Genomic DNA, 18,305 nt, shown 5'->3' on the forward strand with positions numbered 1-18,305 from the left:
CGCTAGAGAGTGTTTGAAAAAGGCTTTCTGCAAGATGTGCGTCACAATTTGCGGGAATGATTTTTCAAACACGCTCTAGCCTGTTCAAAATGTCTGCGCAGCGTGCAGGCATTTTGGAATTGTCAGGCGGAGAATACTGCAGGCAGGATTCTTTTTATTTCAGATTTTTGCAAGCTGCTGCAAGGCTTTGCGAGAAATAAGCTCACCATGTTCCTTTAAATGAGCTTCTCCGGCAGCATTAAAAGCGCGTCCGCTGCCGTATTCAGAAAGAATATTGCATACTTTATTGAATTCTTCTGCTGTGCAGGAGGATTGATGTACAATCAGCTGGTAAAGGGAATTTTCATCCTTGTAAAGAGTATTGACGCCTTTATAGAATCCATCCAGTCCATGTGCGGCAGCAATGACATCATCCAGAGTATGGAAAGTATAGAGCCGTATCAGGTTTACCGAAACTTTCCGGGTATTGGAAACAGATTCAGAAGCTTCCGTACTTCTGGAAGTCCTGGAAGCTCCAGATTCTTTGACCTCCTTGTTACTGGAAGAAGCTCCCTGAGAGGCTGCTTTCTGTGTCTCCTCATATAATTTCTGGAAGATATCGATGATATTATCAGCACCATCGAAATGAAGGGTATCCTGCTTGGTTTTCTTATATGGTGAAAATTTGGAGAAACGAGTGTCAAGTTCTTCGGGATCCTCTACCTTGGTGACAATCAGAATGACACTTTCACCGTTTACGGGAATTGCCTCGATCATCAGCGGGATGTTATCAGCTTCAAAGCCAAATTCAATCTGAGCCTGCTGCATCATTTCACGGAAAAGCTTCTTGGCTTTATCTGTGCCGTAGGCAAGTTCGCTGATACGGATCTGGTGGCTGTCCAGATCTTCCTTTGTAAGAGTACAGCGGATTTGATTGTCACTGATTTTTTCTATTTTCATATGATCACATCCTGTTCTTGGAAATAGTGTTTATTATTAAAAGATTACCATAATCAGTTGTTAATGCTCACTTCGCGAATAACAACACACTTCGCGATGCACAGAAATCATACATTCGCATGATTTCGCACCGGGTTCCCCAGGTTTTCTGTGAACTATATTCACAAAAAATACCTCGCAGAACATTACCAGTGAACAATAACAATCAGCTATCTTGATTCCTCATTGTATAATATATGTTTCAAAAGTGCAATAGGAAAAAAACAGGTAATTTCAGTTTGTAAATTTCAGTTGCAACTTATTAAATTTTTCGAAACAGAATGGAAAAAAAGAATAAACTGGTCAAAATCTATTGCATAATGGAAAATGAATCCGTATAATGGGGAACAAGAAAAAAGAAATGGATCTGTGACTCACAAGTAATTGAGAACAGAGATAACACAGATTCGTATTAAATATTAACATTAACATCTATTTTTTCTAAAAACAGCGTCGATTTATCATGCAGCGTATCAGCTGGGGCGGTGTTTGCATTCCCTGAAGATGAAATGAGCTCACATTCCGTCTCTTTTTTCTGCAAAATGATTCAGGTGTTTTCTGAATCCATAAAGGAGGAAAGGAGGTTAGGACACGAAGCGTATATCACGATCAGGAAAGGAAGAATCCTGCAGATCGCTGGAGGGTGAGCTGAATCAGTATGAAGAACTGGGAATTGCTCTTTATCTGGAAGGGCTGCCCAGTGATGCCAGAGCCATTGCAAAAGCCTGTCAGATTGCAGATGGCGGAGGATATATGCGGGATTATACAGAGGACGAGAATGGGCATATAGCCCGTGTGGATTTCGATTTTGTAATCGATGATCAGCAGTTGTAAGCCATGAATATTCAGTACATACCGGAATTTCTTCAAGACCAGCAGTTTCCCCCTACTCATGCTTTGGCAGGAAGAAATTTCCGGTGCTGCTGATTGCAGGAATGATTCTAGTACATCGAATATTAAGTAACTGCCATATTGACTTGTCTGATTTTTCATCTGCTGCGTTGTCGTCAGTCGCCGTAGCTACCGCTACGCCTCCTTCCTCCGCCTTGTATATGAGAAAATCATCCTACGTCAATATAGCAGATACTTAATTTTCGATGTACTAGATACCAACATTCAATAATGTAAACAAATTGTAAAAAGTCGAATTATGTAATACAATCCTGAAAAAAAATATGTTATAATGATAATCGACTGTGGAAAAGTCCGCAGCAGATATCAATTAGACGTTCACTGAGAGGATAAATATTTTATGAAGAGAAGAATTAATCCTGTAGTAGTGGTGTGCATGCTGATCGCAGCAGTTACCCTGATCGGAATTGTTACAACCCTGATCATGCGCCGCATTCCTACCAGGAAACAGATGGATTTGACTGAATATTATGGACAGACAGACGATTCAGAAGCCGTAATTATAGTAGGTACCCAGATTCTGGAGCAGAAGGCAGTTATGTCTGGCGAACAGCCATATCTTCCTGTAGATGTGGTGGATAGTTATCTGAACCAGAGATATTACTGGGATGAAGAAGGTCAGCAGATTCTGTACGCTACTCCGTCGGAGCTGATTTATACACCTGCTTCCGCTGAGGCGGGCGGTGATGTATGGCTGAAGGACGGAACCGCTTATCTGAGCCTTGATTTTATAAAGAGATATACAGATCTGGATACTTATGTGTACCAGCAGCCAAACCGTATAGCGATTCAGAAGGATTTTTCAGGCGTATCAGTTGTCACAGCAACTAAGGATACATATGTGCGCTACCGTGGAGGAATCAAATCAGAAGTACTATCCAAGGTAAACAAAGGAGATAATCTGATCCTTATGGAAGAACTGGAGAACTGGGATCAGGTAGCCACATGGGACGGTTATATCGGATATATAGAGAAGAGCAGTGTAAGTGATGTTCAGAATCTGAATATGGACAGAAAAGCAGTTGGGGAATCTTATACTTATCTTACCATGGACCAGCCAGTGAATCTGGTATGGCATCAGGTAATGTCCACAGATGCCAATGCAGGACTTTCGGAGGCTATTCAGAACATGACCGGTGTAAATGTGATTTCACCAACCTGGTTCTATGTAACTGACAACAATGGTAATATTATCAACAATGCTACAGCTGATTATGTATCTCTTGCCCATGAAAAAGGGCTGAAGGTATGGGGACTTGTGGACAATTTTACGCAGGACATCAGTACTTATGAGGTATTGTCCAGAACAAGTTCCAGACAGAATCTGATTTCACAGCTGGTGAATGCAGCTGTTGGAGCTGGAATTGATGGAATTAATGTGGATTTCGAGCAGCTTAGTGAGGACGTGGGCGTTCATTTCCTGGAGTTCCTCCGGGAGCTTTCTATAGAATGCCATAAGAACAATCTTGTTCTTTCCGTAGACAATCCGGTTCCAGAGGATTTCACCAGTCATTATGACAGGGCTGAACAGGGCAAGGTAGTAGATTATGTCATTATTATGGGATATGACGAGCACTACGTTGGATCCGAGGAAGCGGGCTCAGTAGCGTCTCTTCCATGGGTGGAGAAGGGAATTCAGGATACTATCGCTGAAGTTCCGGCGCAGCGTGTGATTAATGCAGTTCCATTTTACACAAGATTATGGAAAACAGAAGCTGGCAGCTTATCTAGTGAGGCAATTGGCATGGATACTGCCCAGGAAGTAGTAAATACAAATAATGCCCAGGTATACTGGGACAGCGATGTAAGTCAGAATTATGGAAGCTTTGAGAAGGATGGATGCACTTACCAGATCTGGATTGAGGATTCTCAGTCTATTGCAGCGAAGGTACAGCTGATACAGAAATATAATCTTGCCGGTGTGGCAGCATGGAAATTGGGATTTGAGAATAGCAGTATCTGGCAGGTGATCATAGATAATCTGTCTGCGTCTAATTAAAACAGGTACTATTTTACGAAGCATATTGCTGTGAGGGTACTGAACAGTTACGCCTTTTTCAAACATGCTCTAATACACGAATGATAAAAACACTCTCTGAGACATATAAATAATGTGAAGGTCGTGAACAGCGACAAAAGACGAAAGTTTAACGATAACATTATATATTATATGCCAGGGGGTGTTTTATATTGAAAAAGCATATAGTGGAGCTGATTATGGGATGTCTTTTGCTGATATGCTTTTATTATCTTTCCCGCGAGGCGGCAGCAGTATCGGTAGAGATGAATCAGAAGCAGGTAATTGTGGTGGATTGTGGTCATGGAGGAATGGATCCAGGTATGATCGGGATAGACGGTCTGAAGGAGAAGGATGTAAATCTTGCCATTGGCCTGAAAGTGAAAAGTGCATTGGAAAAGAAAGATTTTCAGGTGGTTATGACCAGGGAAACAGACGTGGGATTATACGATGAAGACTCTAATAATAAGAAAGTACAGGATATGCAAAAAAGGATTTTTCTTATTCAGGAAGTAAAGCCTGTACTTGCAGTAAGTATCCATCAGAACAGTTACGAAGATTCTGGGGTGAAGGGGCCTCAGGTTTTCTATTATCGGGACTCTGTTAAGGGAGAAGAACTGGCGGAAATAATTCAGGAGAAACTGAATGATTATCTTGAGGTGGAGCGGCCAAGGCAGGCGAAAGGAAATACTACTTATTATCTTTTGAAACGAAGCCCGGGGATATTGAATATTGTGGAGTGTGGATTCCTTACGAACCCGGAAGAAGCCGGAAAACTGTTACAGGATGATTATCAGGAAAAAGTAGCGGCAGCAGTGGCTGACGGTGTGGAAGAATACATAAAAAATAATGAACAATGAGAATCCTCTGTTAATGAAAAAACATTTCAGTTTATCAAAAACTATACACTTTTCAGAAGCTGTGGATTCTGCTATACTGGACTGGAAAAAATAAGCGAGGGAAAATACCATGTTAGGATGTGTTTATCTGATTCTGGCAGCATTATTGGGTAGGGAAATTACCCATAATTTTTTGCCGGAACAAAGAATGAGAGAAAAAGGAATCACGCCCTTGTGGGTGACTTTTGCAGCGTCATTTGGAAGTGGTGTGCTGCTTATGACCTGGGCTGTCTATATAGCAGCATGGCTGCTAAGCGTGTACTCTGAAGCGGAGAACCCCCTCTTTGGAGCAAATCTGATGGTGATGGCAGCTGTGGGGATATTTTTGCTCTTGTGCTGTTATAGAAGAAAAGGTTCTTTTGGGAAATTTATTAAAAGACTTTCCGGCGAGGTTCCTCCAGCGAAAGAAATCGTGTTCTTATTGATTTTACTGGCGGGAATTACCTGGATCATGGTATTTGTATTTCATGTTAGTGACGGATATTTGTATTCCGGATTTACTGTATTTGGAGATTATGCCCCTCATACAGCGATGATGAGATCATTTTCGCTGGGAAATAATTTCCCCACGCAGTATCCTCATTTTGGTGGTGAAGATGTAAAATACCATTTTATGTTTCAGTTTCTGACAGGAAACCTGGAATATCTTGGAATGAGAATTGATATAGCGTACAATGCCGTAAGCAGTCTGTCACTCTGGTGCTTCTTTATCATGCTGTATTCTATGGCGAAAAGGTTCTTTGGCAGTATGAGTGCCGGAGTGCTTTCTGTTTTGTTTGTTGTATTTCGAAGTGGAACTGCTTTTTTCAGATTTGCATATGAACATTTACAGGCTGGTGATTTGTGGGAGACTCTGGCCGGGAATACTGCTTTTATTGGATATACCCCCAATGAGAACTGGGGACTTTGGAATTTTAATGTATATTTGAATCAGCGGCACTTGGGATTTGGTCTTTTGATGGCTGCGCTGGTATTATGGATTTTCCTGGACTGGGTGGAAGAAAGCTGTGCAGAGAAAGATAAGGGAATATTGTGGCTGAAGAACAGATTTCTTACAAAAAAAGCATGGATGTTTAAGAAACCTGATACAGCTCTTTTTGCCGGAATGCTATTGGGTCTGTGTTCATTTTGGAATGGAGCTGCTGTAATTGCATGTCTTCTGATTCTTATGGGATTTGCCTTTTTTTCTGATGGAAAACTTGACTATCTGATTCTGGCAATCGTGACAGTTGTGTTCTCGGAAATTCAATCTAAAATGTTTGTATGGGGAAGTGTTGTATCACCTTCTGTATATTTTGGATTTCTGGCAGAAAAGAAATCACTTCCAGGCATAGCTGTATATTTATTTGAAATAAGCGGCATTGTTTTCCTTGGCGTTTTAGTACTGCTGTTTTTCTGAAAAAAATGGAAAGAGCAGTTGCAGTGAGTATACTTTTCCCAACAATCTTTGCATTTGTGGCGTCTCTTACACCAGATATAAACGTGAATCATAAATATATTATAATATCTTATGCATTCCTTGCTGTTTTCTGGGGTGGAGCTGTAAGCAGATTGTTCCATTGGAAAGGTGCTGTTGGGAAAATTTTGAGTTTGATTCTGGCACTTAGTCTGACCATAACAGGAATTTATGATTTTGCAGTAATCATAAAAGATAATGATTCGGGACATCGGGTTTCTGTGAACCTGAACAGTGGACTGACCAGCTGGCTTGCAGAAAATCTGAAAAAAGACGATCTGATTTTGACACCGGAATACAGTATAAATGAAGTCACTATGTCAGGGGTTATGATGTATCTGGGATGGCCTTATTATGCATGGTCTGCAGGCTATGATACTTATTACAGGGCTGCCAGGGCGGTAGAGATCTATACAACAGCCAGCGCACAGGTACTAAAGGAAACAGTTGAGGAAGAACAAATTACATATATCCTTTTTGAGGAAGGTATGAAATTTGAGGAGAAGGAATGCCGCGAAGATGTGATTGCGGATACATATCCTCTGGTGTATCAGTCAGATGACGGGAGAATAAGAATTTATGGAACAAAAGAATAAGAAAAAAATCAGTACACAAACAATAATTAAACTTCTGCTGGCGGTGGTGCTGCTTAGCCTATCTGCATTTTTACTGAAAGGTGATGTGTGGACTTTCTGGACTTGGTGGCTTCTGGCGGGAGTGATGGGATTTGCTGCGATGCCTGTTACAGGAAGACTGTTCTGGCGTTTTGAGGACAAAGGATGGATTTTTTCTAAGGTACTGGCGATTGCTGCAACAGGTTTTCTTACCTGGTTTCTGACAGCTATCAGACTAATCCCTTTTAATGCCCTGACTTGTGCTGCTGTAACAATCCTATGCGCAGTTATCTGTTTTTTCCTTCTTCGAAAGGAATCAAAAGAAAAGACAGAATGTTTTCCAGTTGACAGGATTTCTCTGATTTACTGGGAAGAATTATTGTTTTTCCTTGCATTTCTTATGTGGACATATCTGGCAGGATTCCGCCCTGCTGCATATGGAACCGAGAAGTTCATGGATTATGGTTTTATGGAAGCTATGATGAGAAGCACCACACTTCCGGCAAGAGATCTGTGGTATTCAGAAGGACATATTAATTATTATTATGGCGGTCAGTATTTTGCTGTTTTTCTTACCAAACTTTCCCATACAAAGGTGGAACTGACTTACAATCTTATGCGTACCTTTGTAGCCGGACTGGCTTTTGCAATGCCATTTTCCCTTGTTTACCAGATGATGTCAGACCGTATGAAGGGACAGCAAAAAAGCGAAAAAGTAATAAAAGGACTTCCTTTTGCAGCTGGATTTACAGCTGGTACAGCTGTTTCCATTGCAGGAAATATGCATTACGTAATTTATGCGCAGATCATTCCCCTGATTGAGAAGCTGACAGGTAAGGAAGTGAGCAGCTACTGGTTTCCGGATGCTACCCGCTATATAGGATATAATCCATATCGTGAGGAAGACCGGACGATACATGAATTTCCCTGCTATTCTTTTGTACTGGGAGATCTTCATGCTCATGTGGTAAATATTATGTTTGTACTTCTTGTAATAGCACTTCTTTATGTATGGCTAAGGGGTGTACGCAAGAAAACAGTACCGGTTGAGATTTCCATGAAAGATGGAAAATTCTGGAAAGAGCAGCTTCTTATGCCTCATCTTCTGGTAATCAGTGTGCTTCTCGGAATGTTTCAGTGGACAAATTTCTGGGATTTTGTAATTTATTATGTAGTAACTCTTGGAACGGTGCTTTTTGCCAATATTATCCGTTTCCAGGGAAAAATAAAGAAAATCATTGTTGTAACTTTTGCACAAATGGCAGAAATCTATCTGCTTGCCTATCTTGTGATTCTGCCATTTACCTTACAGTTTGACACTATGGTGGATGGAATAGGAATTGCCAAGTACCATTCCTATTTCTACCAGCTGCTGGTTCTCTGGGGACTTCCGGCAGTTCTTACCATTACATTTGTAATTTCTATTCTCTGGGAAAAACTGCAGGGGATGGAGCACAAGAGCCTGTACCGTCTTATGAAAGCTATCCGCACGGCAGATCTTTTTGCCATTATTATGGGACTTTGCGCTATTGGCCTGGTGGTAATCCCGGAATTTGTTTATGTGCGTGATATTTATGAAAATGGAAATGCCAGGGCAAACACTATGTTCAAGCTTACTTATCAGGCATATATTATGTTTGCACTGACTATGGGATATGGAGTTTACAGACTTCTGGCTGTTACCAGACAGAAAGTGTTTAAGATCATTTCTGGAATCTGCCTGTTCTTCCTGATCTGGACAGTAGGATATTTTGGAAAAAGTGTGGATTCCTGGTTTGGAAAGGTTTTGAATCCGTCAGGCTATCAGGGGCTTTATGCTCTGGGCTATCTGGATACGGATTTTTCAGAGGATGTGTCTGCAATCCAATGGCTAAAGGAGAATATTAAAGGGGCTCCGGTAGTGCTGGAGGCAAACGGTGACAGCTACAGCGGTTATGAGCGTGTTTCTGCAGCTACAGGTCTTCCAACAATTCTTGGCTGGTATGTACACGAATGGCTCTGGAGGAATGATACAGATGATCTGAACCGGAAACAGGCAGATATTATGAGTATTTATACTTCACAGGATGAGACCCAGGTAAGAGCTCTTCTTACGGAATATGGTGTTTCCTATATCTTTGTGGGCTCTAAAGAAAGAGAGAAATATGAGGACAGCCTGAATAATGCACTTCTTCAGTCACTTGGAGAAATTGTATTTATGGATGAAGATTCCGGCACTTATATTGTTAAGGTGGATTGACAAGGTTTTTAAACTGGTGTTATATTAAAGAATACTGAAAAATTAATAGAAAGCTGGACTAAAATGAAAGCAGAAATTGTAGCCATGACGGCAGATGCTATCGACCATGCGGCACTTGCCAGAGGCGGAGAGATATTGAAACAGGGAGGACTGGTGGCATTCCCTACAGAAACTGTTTACGGTCTTGGAGGAAATGCACTGGATCCTATGGCTTCGAAGAAGATATATGCAGCCAAGGGACGTCCTTCGGATAACCCGTTGATCGTTCATATTGCAGATTTAAATGCGCTGGCTCCAATTGTAAAGAAAGTACCGGAGAAGGCAAAGATACTGGCAGAGAAATTCTGGCCTGGTCCCCTGACTATGATTTTTGAGAAATCAGACCTGGTTCCATTGGAGACAACTGGTGGTCTCAACAGTGTAGCTGTGCGTTTTCCAAGTGATCCCATTGCAGCGGAGCTTATTTTGCAGGCAGGGGGATACGTGGCAGCGCCAAGTGCAAATACTTCCGGACGGCCAAGCCCGACTACAGCACAGCATGTTGAGGAGGACTTAGGGGATGCCATTGAGATGATTATTGATGGAGGTCCTGTGGGAATTGGCCTGGAGTCAACGATTGTAGATTTTACCGAGGACGTACCGGTGGTTTTAAGACCCGGTTATATTTCACTGGAAATGCTCCAGGAGGTTCTTGGCGATGTGAGAATGGACAAAGGTCTTATAAAGCCTGATAGTAAAGTTCATCCCAAGGCGCCGGGAATGAAATATCGGCATTATGCACCGAAAGCAGATCTTGCAATTGTGGAGGGCCCCACAGAAGAAGTAATAAATGCCATTAATCAGTTTGTAAAGGAAGATCAGGCAAATGGACTTCAGGCGGGGATTATTGCCACAGAAGAGACTATTTCCAGATATCCCTGTGGAACTGTGAAGTGTATTGGAAGCAGAGAGGCAGAGGAAACCATTGCTCATAACCTTTATGAGGTGCTGCGTGAATTCGATCAGTGCCAGGTAAGCAAAATTTATTCCGAAGCTTTTTATACCCCCAAAATGGGACAGGCAATTATGAACCGGCTTCTAAAAGCAGCCGGTCACAAAATAATCAATATAAGGAGAGAAGAACAATGAGAGTAGCATTAGGTAGTGATCATGGCGGATTTGAACTGAAACAGGAGATTATCAAATATCTGGAAGAAAAGAATATTGAGTATAAGGATTACGGCTGCTACAGCACAGAATCCACAGACTATCCGATCTATGCAAAGAAAGTTGCACATGGGATTCTGGACGGAGAGTGTGAGCTTGGAATCCTTGTATGCGGAACAGGTATTGGTATTTCTATCACTGCAAACAAAATTAAGGGAATTCGTGCAGCAGTATGTACAGACTGTTTTACTGCTGAAGCAACCAGACTTCACAATGACGCAAATATCCTTGCGCTTGGAGGTCGTGTAGTTGGACCTGGACTTGCAGTTAAGATTGTGGATACTTTCCTGAATACACCATTTTCAGGAGATGAGAGACATATCCGCCGAATTGCTCAGATCGAGACAGAATAGGAAGGAGAGCTCTTCTATGGAGAACACAAATCAGAAAAACACCGGGAATATACAGATAGCGCCTGTAAGTGCTGCATCAGATCTGAACCACAAAAGAGAAGGTTACCTTACCTGGGACGAATATTTCATGGGAGTTGCCATGCTTTCCGGCATGCGCTCCAAGGATCCCAATTCACAGGTAGGAGCGTGTATTGTCAGCGATGATAATAAAATTCTTTCCATGGGATATAATGGTTTCCCAAAAGGCTGTTCCGATGATGAATTTCCCTGGGCAAGAGAGGGAGAGCCTCTGGATACCAAATATCTGTATGTGACCCATAGCGAGCTCAATGCAATTTTAAACTACCGTGGAGGAAGCCTTGAGGGAGCGAAAATGTATGTAACTCTTTTTCCATGCAATGAGTGTGCCAAGGCAATCATCCAGGCAGGAATCAAGACTCTGGTCTATGATTGTGACAAATATGCAAGCACTCCGTCAGTCCTTGCTTCCAAGAGAATGCTGGACTCCGCCGGTGTACGCTATTATCAATACAAGAGAACCGGACGCGAGATTTCGCTGACGGTGTAAGTTAAAGAGGTTTGTTGTGGAAAATACGAAAGAAAATACAGATTTGAATATGGGCAGAGCGAAGAATGACAGATGGAAAAAGATACTGGGAATCATTTTGAACATTGCTTTGCTTCTGCTTATAGATGGATTGTTGGTATATACTTTTATTAACGAAGGAAATCGTATATATAAAGGAACAATCATTAAAATATTACTAATTGTTACAGGAAATATTTTGTTTCTTGTTCTTCTGTTCTGGGGGGAGAAAATCTGCAGTGCAATTAAAAATACCACTTTTTTGAAAATAGCAGATGTCATATTGCTGTTGGCAACTCCTGGAATTGTATTTATGCTTGTCCAGATGGTCACCTGGGTGTCGGGATATAAGAATAAGGCAGTGTCAACATTTAAAGGCCTGGTTAAGATGTCATTACTGATGGAGCAGCCTTATTTGACACTGAATCTTATTATTTATGCAATATTTTTTATAATACTTATTATTTTATTCAGGAAAATCAATATTGCTTCTTCTGCGTTGTGTTACCTTTTTATAATCCTTGCAATGGTAAACTATTATGTAATGGAATTCCGTGGAGAACCATTCCAGCTTCTTGACATTGTAGGAATGGGAACGGCAGCAGAAGTTGTTGGAGAATATAGCTTCAAAATCAAACTGATGCTTGGAATTCCACTGATCTATGCCCTGGTATTTGGTGAGTTTGTACTGAAATTCCAGAAACTGGAGCTTGGAAAAAAGAGCAGAAAGAATACAGCTGCCCGGTTTAGTGTACTGGCTGTGATCGTGATTACATTATGTTTTACTATAAGACCTATCCTCCAGAAGCTTGACGCTGTTACTTTATGGCAGATTAACCGTATTTATAAAGAACAGGGCTACATTTCCTCTCTTGTTAAGGAAATCAAGTATTTTTATATCGAGCAGCCAGAAGGCTATTCTGTTGGAAAAACCGTAGAACTGGCACAGGAAATTGAAGATGGGGAAAATATTGTTTCAGAGACAGACAAGGGTGAGTCTGAAGAAAGTGTTGATAATACAGCTGCAGATACTTCTGAAACAGTAACACCGAAAAATATTATCCTGATTATGAATGAAAGTCTTACAGATTTTGAAAGTGTAGGGAAAATAAAGTCAAATGTAGAAATTTTGCCATACATAAGAAGCCTTAACAAAAATGTAAAACATGGACAGCTTCATGTACCTACATTCGGAGCCGGAACTGCCCGTTCTGAATACGAGGCTCTTACAGGAAACAGTATGAGCTTTTTGCCATCCGGAAGTGTTCCTTATCAGCTTTATGTGCGGGATCCGGAGTATGGTCTGGCAGATATCCTGAAATCCCAGGGATATTACACAATTGCCATGCATCCCAACAAGGCTCATAACTGGAACCGGGCCTCTGTTTATCCATGCATGGGATTTGATGAATTTATCAGCCTGGAGAACTGGGGAGATGAACACAGAGAGCTTCTTCGAAATTATGTAAGTGACAAAGCAACATTTGAAAAGATCATCAGCCTTTATGAAGAGAAGGATGCGGATGAAAAATTATTTACATTCTGTGTAACCATGCAGAATCATGGCGGTTATACAGTAGAAGACAGAGCTGGATTTGAACCTACTGTAAAGCTTGGATATGATACAGAGTATCCTCTGGCTGAAACGTATTTATCGTTGGCAAGAGAGTCTGATTCAGCATTTAAGGAATTGCTGGAGTACTTTGAAAAAGTAGATGAGCCTACCATGATTGTTATGTTTGGGGATCACTGGCCTAAGATTGAAGAAGAATTTATGGCGAAACTTTTAGGCGGCAACAGGCAGAGCCTGGGACTTGTTGAAAGCCAGCAGTCCTATACAACTCCCTATGTGATCTGGACAAATTATCCATCTGAGACAGTAGAGGAAGATTTCAGTGCTAATTATCTGGGAAGCTATATGCTTCAGCTGGCTGGTCTTGAAATGCCAGGCTACAACCAGTTCCTTATGAATCTGAAAGAGCAGCTTCCAATCATCGGAGTTGGTGCTGTTTGCGACAAAGATGGAAACTGGTATGCAAATGATGCACTTCCGGATGATTACAAAAAACTGATGACGGATTACAATATTCTGGAATATAACAACCAGTTTGAGAAAAAAGATGTAATAGAGAGCTTGTTTACATTGAAGTAATAAAAAAGTACCCGGACAAAACAGATGCGGTGGATGGTAACTCTGGCTGTTACTGTGAACGGAGTGAACAGTAACCTTTGGCTGTTTTTTGTCTGGGTATTTTCTGTTTCGCCACTTGACATATGGGAAAATTTCGCATAAAATAAACAAGACTTAACGAGCAAATTAAATAAATGAAGTGGCAATGAAGAGAATAGTACATGAGGAGCAATCTCAGAGAGAAATCCAGGCCGACAGGCAATGGTGTGAGGATTTTGTGCGCAAGTCATGGAACCGGCCTCAGAGCTCCGCACAATTGAAGTGCGGCGTCTGTCCTACGTTATCAGGATAATTGAGTGAGCAGTGGAGCAGTCATTTCCAGTGTTAATCAGGGTGGTACCGCCGAAGCCTTTCGGTCCCTTTTGCAGGGATGGAAGGTCTTTTTTTATGTGTTTTTCAAATAATACATGGAATTTACCAGATTTCCCTGGCGTTTAAATATTAGAAAATCAAAAAGGAGAAAAATCATGGCAAAAGAAAAGAAAATGGTAGAAGCTATCACATCCATGGATGTGGATTTTGCACAGTGGTATACCGATGTTGTAAAAAAAGCGGAACTTTGCGGCTATACAAGTGTAAAGGGATGTATGGCAATCAAACCGGCAGGATATGCAATCTGGGAGAATATCCAGAAAGAGCTTGACCGCAGATTCAAAGAGACAGGCGTAGAGAATGTATACATGCCAATGTTCATTCCGGAATCCCTTCTGGACAAAGAGAAGGATCACGTAGAGGGATTTGCACCGGAAGTTGCATGGGTAACACACGGCGGACTTGATCCTCTTCAGGAGCGCCTTTGCGTACGTCCTACATCCGAGACTCTGTTCTGTGATTTCTATCAGAAAGAGATCCAGTCCCACAGAGATCTTCCGAAAGTATATAATCAGTGGTGCTCAGTAGTTCGCTGGGAGAAAACAACCCGTCCGTTCCTTCGTTCCCGTGAGTTCTTATGGCAGGAAGGACATACTGCCCACGCTACAGCTGAGGAAGCAAAAGAACGTACCATCCAGATGCTGAACCTGTATGCAGACTTCTGCGAGGAAGTACTTGCAATCCCGGTTATTAAAGGTCAGAAGACAGAGAAAGAGAAATTTGCGGGTGCAGAGGCTACTTACACAATCGAGTCTCTGATGCATGATGGAAAAGCACTTCAGTCTGGAACCAGCCATAACTTTGGTGATGGATTTGCAAGAGCATTCGGCATCCAGTACACAGATAAAAACAACCAGCTTCAGTATGTACACCAGACATCCTGGGGAATGACAACTCGTATGATCGGTGCTCTGATCATGGTTCATGGAGACAACAGCGGACTTGTTCTTCCACCAAGAATTGCTCCGGTCCAGGCTGTTGTAATCCCGATCCAGCAGAGAAAAGAGGGCGTTCTGGAGAAAGCAGAGGAGCTGACACAGATTTTGAAAGCAGCTGGAATCCGTGTAAAAGCAGACGTTACAGACAAGAGCCCGGGATTCAAATTCGCAGAGCAGGAAATGCGTGGTATTCCGGTAAGAATCGAGTGCGGTCCGAAGGATATCGAGAGCGGACAGGCTGTTATCTGCCGAAGAGATACCAGAGAGAAATATATTGTGAAGTTCGAAGAACTTGCTGCTAAGGTTCAGGAAGTTCTGGACACCATGCAGAAGGAAATGCTGGAGCGTGCAAGAGCCCACAGAGATGCTCACACCTATGTAGCAACAAATTACGAAGAATTCAAGGAGACCATCAACACAAAACCTGGTTTTGTAAAAGCTATGTGGTGCGGCAACCGTGAGTGCGAAGATAAGATCAAAGAAGACGTTCAGGCAACATCCAGATGTATGCCGTTTGAGCAGGAACATTTAAGCGATGTCTGTGTATGCTGTGGAAAACCTGCCAAGAAAATGGTATACTGGGGACGTGCTTATTAATAACAAAAGGGATTGCTGTTTATTTTGCAATCAGTAGTCAAAAAGGGGCAAAATTATTTTGCCCCGCTTTGTTTTTCAAGGCAGAGAAGTGTATGAGGAGAAGTTTTGTTTTAAATCAGAGGCAGGTGATAAAGATGGTATTTGAAATTCCACAAAAAGTTGAAATAATTATAAATATTCTGGAAAAAGCTGGTTATGAGGCCTATGCAGTAGGCGGCTGTGTCCGCGATGCCCTTCTTGGAAGAACTCCAAATGACTGGGATATCACAACCTCAGCCAAGCCGGAGCAGGTCAAAGCCCTGTTTCACAGAACCGTAGATACAGGAATCGCTCACGGAACCGTAACAGTGCTGCTTGAAAAAGAGGGATTCGAGGTTACCACCTACCGGGTGGATGGCGAGTATGAAGATGGCCGTCACCCGAAAGAAGTAACCTTTACGGCCTGCCTGGAGGAAGATTTGAAGCGTCGGGACTTTACCATCAACGCCATGGCCTACAATCCAAGGAAAGGGCTGGTGGACCTTTTTGAAGGGCAGAAAGACCTGGAAAACAAGGTGATCCGCTGTGTTGGTGATCCTCTGGAGCGTTTTACAGAAGACGCTCTTCGCATTATGCGTGCTGTACGTTTTTCTGCGCAGCTTGGCTTTTCCCTGGAAGAAGAGACCAGAAAAGCTCTTTCTGTGCTTGCACCAAATTTAAAACATGTAAGCGCAGAGCGGATCCAGGTGGAACTTGTAAAACTTCTGGTGTCCCCTCATCCGGATTATCTGCGGATTGCCTATGAAGCGGGAGTTACCAGGGAATTTCTGCCGGAATTTGACCGCTGTATGGAGACACCTCAGAACACTCCACACCACTGCTATAATGTGGGAGAACACATTCTCCACAGCCTTTTGTATGTGAGGGAGGATAAGGTGCTAAGGCTGACCATGCTCCTTCACGACATTGCCAAACCTGTTGTACGAAAAACAGACGAAAATGGCAGGGATCATTTCAAAACACATGCTTCTGTGGGAGAAAAAATGTCCAAGGAAATTCTGCGCCGCCTGAAGTTTGACAATGACACCATTTCCAGAGTGAGCCGTCTGATCCGTTGGCATGATCTGCGCCCGACTCCGGCACCGGCTGAGGTGCGGAAAGCCATCAATGTAGTTGGGGAAGACCTTTTTCCCATGTGGATGGAAGTCCAGTATGCGGATAACAAAGCGAAAAGTGATTACCGTGGGGAAGAAAAAGCTGCCCGTCAGGCCGGAGTTCGAATGACCTGGGAAGAAATTATGGAAAAAGGCGAATGTGTTTCCATGAAAGGTCTTGCAATTACTGGCAGTGACCTGATCGCAGCCGGAATGAAGCCTGGAAAAGAAATGGGAAGTGTGCTCCATGAGCTTTTGGATGCTGTTCTGGAGAATCCGGAACTGAACAAGAAAGAATCACTTCTTTCCCTTGCTTTTGCAGCCGATAAAAAACTTCTTTAGAATAACATATCCCTCCCACTCATAAGATAGAAGGTATCTGAAGACATTTGGCATATGTGAGTGACGGGGGGATTTTTATTGTATGATTATGGTCTTAGCACCCTGACCCAGTATGGAATTGAAGTGAAATCTTCATCCAGGACCCGGGGAGCATTGGTATGTCGTACAGAACAGGGAATTCTGCTCCTCAGAGAGTTTCACGGCTCCGAAAAAAAACTTCTTTTTCAGCAGGAAGTGTTAAAAAAACTTTCCCAGGAAGGCTGTCTGGTTGATACTTATATTGAAAATCAGGAAGGCTCTTTGGTTACCAGAGATAAGGATAATATTCCCTATACCCTTCAGAACTGGTATGAAGGCAGAGAGTGTGACACCAAGTCCAGGGAAGATATTATAAGAAGTGTGCAGATTCTGGCAAGGGTACATAAATTTATGAATATGCCTGTGGAAAAAGCCTACATGGCGCGTTCCCTTGCAGATGAGTATGCAAGGCATAATCAGGAAATCCGCAAGATCCGTAAATTTATCCGCCAGAAAGGTGCCAGTGCCAGATTTGAAAAGGAATTTCTGGGCAGTGTACAGTGGTTTCTGGAAAAAGGGGAAAAAGCACTGGAAATGCTTGTAAAGTCGGACTATGAAAAACTAAGGGACAAGGCGGGCGAAGAGGGGCTTCTATGTCATGGCGAATATAACCAGCACAATGTTCTTCTTTGTAAAAATCAGGCTGCTGTGACAAATTTTGGTCACTTCAGCTTTGATGTGCAGATCAGCGACTTGTATTGTTTTATGCGAAAAATCCTGGAAAAATATAACTGGGATGTATTTCTGGCCAGACGGATGCTGGAGCAATATGACAAAATACGTCCTATTTCTTCGGAAGAATGGGAAAACCTGCAAATCCGTTTCACATATCCGGAAAAATACTGGAAACTGGCAAATTACTACTTTTCTCACAACAAAGCATGGATTTCCGGCAAGAATACAGAAAAGCTGGAAAAGGTAATTGCCCAGAAGAAAATATGGGGGGATTTCCCTGAAAACTGCTTTGGAAAATCCCCTTTCTAGCGCAAAAACCTTGACAATACAGGGTAAAAGGTATATATATAGATAGAAGAATCTTTAGAGGAGGAAACACCATGAATAAGACTGAATTAGTAGCAGCTATGGCGAAAGAAACCAATCTGTCCAAGAAGGACGTTGAAGCTGTTTTAAAATCATTCATCGACGTTGTATCAGAAGAACTGAAAAAAGGTGAGAAAGTTCAGTTAGTTGGCTTTGGTACATTTGAAGTCAGCGAGAGAGCTGCCAGAGAGGGAAGAAATCCTCAGACTGGTGAGACCATGAAGATCGAGCTTCCAAGGCTCCGAAATTTAAAGCTGGTAAAGCTTTAAAAGATATGGTAAACGCATAATCGCGTAAGCTTTTACAGGAGGAACTTTATAGTTCCTCCTTTTTTAAACACGCTCTGATATAGG

The 18,305-nt window shown here is 42.2% G+C and carries 13 protein-coding genes and 1 pseudogene; 13 read left to right on the forward strand and 1 reads right to left on the reverse strand.

The features are described from left to right. Positions 1-159: 159 nt before the first annotated feature. Positions 160-939 carry an adaptor protein MecA gene (locus DW904_RS13755; protein ID WP_118581522.1) on the reverse strand — a complete coding sequence of 260 codons (780 nt, stop codon included), beginning with the start codon at positions 937-939 and terminating at the stop codon, positions 160-162. A 1,291-nt stretch (positions 940-2,230) separates the two neighbouring features. Here DW904_RS13755 and DW904_RS13765 point away from each other — a divergent pair. The 13 genes and pseudogenes from DW904_RS13765 to DW904_RS13820 all read left to right on the forward strand — a co-directional run bounded on the left by DW904_RS13765 (position 2,231) and on the right by DW904_RS13820 (position 18,241). Then, a complete protein-coding gene (locus DW904_RS13765) occupies positions 2,231-3,889 on the forward strand; it encodes a glycosyl hydrolase family 18 protein (protein ID WP_118581528.1) in 1,659 nt (552 codons plus the stop codon). Between the two features lie 191 nt (positions 3,890-4,080). Next, entirely contained in the window at positions 4,081-4,767 is a 687-nt protein-coding gene (locus DW904_RS13770) for an N-acetylmuramoyl-L-alanine amidase (RefSeq protein WP_226815392.1), read from the forward strand. A gap of 109 nt (positions 4,768-4,876) precedes the next feature. Then, complete coding sequence (locus tag DW904_RS13775) at positions 4,877-6,205, forward strand: hypothetical protein (protein WP_243110423.1); 1,329 nt, start codon at positions 4,877-4,879, stop codon at positions 6,203-6,205. A gap of 23 nt (positions 6,206-6,228) precedes the next feature. Further along, a complete protein-coding gene (locus DW904_RS24055) occupies positions 6,229-6,858 on the forward strand; it encodes a hypothetical protein (RefSeq protein WP_243110424.1) in 630 nt (209 codons plus the stop codon). After that, the gene (locus tag DW904_RS13780) at positions 6,842-9,115 is read left to right on the forward strand and encodes a DUF2298 domain-containing protein (RefSeq protein WP_118581531.1); all 2,274 of its coding nucleotides are present in this window, start codon (positions 6,842-6,844) and stop codon (positions 9,113-9,115) included. The genes DW904_RS24055 and DW904_RS13780 overlap by 17 nt, the downstream gene beginning before the upstream one ends. A gap of 84 nt (positions 9,116-9,199) precedes the next feature. Next, positions 9,200-10,243 carry an L-threonylcarbamoyladenylate synthase gene (locus tag DW904_RS13785; protein ID WP_347562151.1) on the forward strand — a complete coding sequence of 348 codons (1,044 nt, stop codon included), beginning with the start codon at positions 9,200-9,202 and terminating at the stop codon, positions 10,241-10,243. After that, positions 10,240-10,674 (forward strand): ribose 5-phosphate isomerase B, encoded by a 435-nt coding sequence (gene rpiB, locus DW904_RS13790; protein ID WP_118581537.1) that lies wholly within the window; start codon positions 10,240-10,242, stop codon positions 10,672-10,674. The genes DW904_RS13785 and rpiB overlap by 4 nt, the downstream gene beginning before the upstream one ends. An 82-nt stretch (positions 10,675-10,756) precedes the next feature. Then, positions 10,757-11,242: a dCMP deaminase family protein gene (locus tag DW904_RS13795; protein ID WP_118581740.1), complete on the forward strand. Its 486-nt coding sequence runs from the start codon at positions 10,757-10,759 to the stop codon at positions 11,240-11,242. A 16-nt stretch (positions 11,243-11,258) separates the two neighbouring features. Next, positions 11,259-13,412, forward strand: coding sequence for an LTA synthase family protein (locus tag DW904_RS13800; RefSeq protein WP_118581540.1), 2,154 nt, complete (start codon positions 11,259-11,261; stop codon positions 13,410-13,412). A gap of 506 nt (positions 13,413-13,918) precedes the next feature. Next, positions 13,919-15,358 carry a proline--tRNA ligase gene (gene proS, locus DW904_RS13805; protein WP_118581543.1) on the forward strand — a complete coding sequence of 480 codons (1,440 nt, stop codon included), beginning with the start codon at positions 13,919-13,921 and terminating at the stop codon, positions 15,356-15,358. A gap of 134 nt (positions 15,359-15,492) precedes the next feature. Beyond that, complete coding sequence (locus DW904_RS13810) at positions 15,493-16,833, forward strand: CCA tRNA nucleotidyltransferase (protein ID WP_118581546.1); 1,341 nt, start codon at positions 15,493-15,495, stop codon at positions 16,831-16,833. 78 nt (positions 16,834-16,911) lie between these two features. Further along, a complete protein-coding gene (locus tag DW904_RS13815; protein ID WP_118581549.1) occupies positions 16,912-17,895 on the forward strand; it encodes a CotS family spore coat protein in 984 nt (327 codons plus the stop codon). Between the two features lie 71 nt (positions 17,896-17,966). Beyond that, a pseudogene (locus tag DW904_RS13820) lies at positions 17,967-18,241 on the forward strand (HU family DNA-binding protein). The last annotated feature ends 64 nt before the right edge of the window (positions 18,242-18,305 follow it).

The organism is Ruminococcus sp. AM42-11 (assembly GCF_003480145.1).
Taxonomy (GTDB): Bacteria; Bacillota; Clostridia; order Lachnospirales; family Lachnospiraceae; genus Blautia_A; species Blautia_A faecis.

What these genes read in the sequence shown, in the direction of transcription:
- DW904_RS13810 (WP_118581546.1), top strand. Translation starts at nt 15,493, where the DNA reads ATGGTATTTGAAATTCCACAAAAAGTTGAAATAATTATAAATATTCTG.
- proS (WP_118581543.1), top strand. Translation starts at nt 13,919, where the DNA reads ATGGCAAAAGAAAAGAAAATGGTAGAAGCTATCACATCCATGGATGTG.
- rpiB (WP_118581537.1), top strand. Translation starts at nt 10,240, where the DNA reads ATGAGAGTAGCATTAGGTAGTGATCATGGCGGATTTGAACTGAAACAG.
- DW904_RS13755 (WP_118581522.1), bottom strand. Translation starts at nt 939, where the DNA reads ATGAAAATAGAAAAAATCAGTGACAATCAAATCCGCTGTACTCTTACA.
- DW904_RS13780 (WP_118581531.1), top strand. Translation starts at nt 6,842, where the DNA reads ATGGAACAAAAGAATAAGAAAAAAATCAGTACACAAACAATAATTAAA.
- DW904_RS13765 (WP_118581528.1), top strand. Translation starts at nt 2,231, where the DNA reads ATGAAGAGAAGAATTAATCCTGTAGTAGTGGTGTGCATGCTGATCGCA.
- DW904_RS13775 (WP_243110423.1), top strand. Translation starts at nt 4,877, where the DNA reads ATGTTAGGATGTGTTTATCTGATTCTGGCAGCATTATTGGGTAGGGAA.
- DW904_RS13785 (WP_347562151.1), top strand. Translation starts at nt 9,200, where the DNA reads ATGACGGCAGATGCTATCGACCATGCGGCACTTGCCAGAGGCGGAGAG.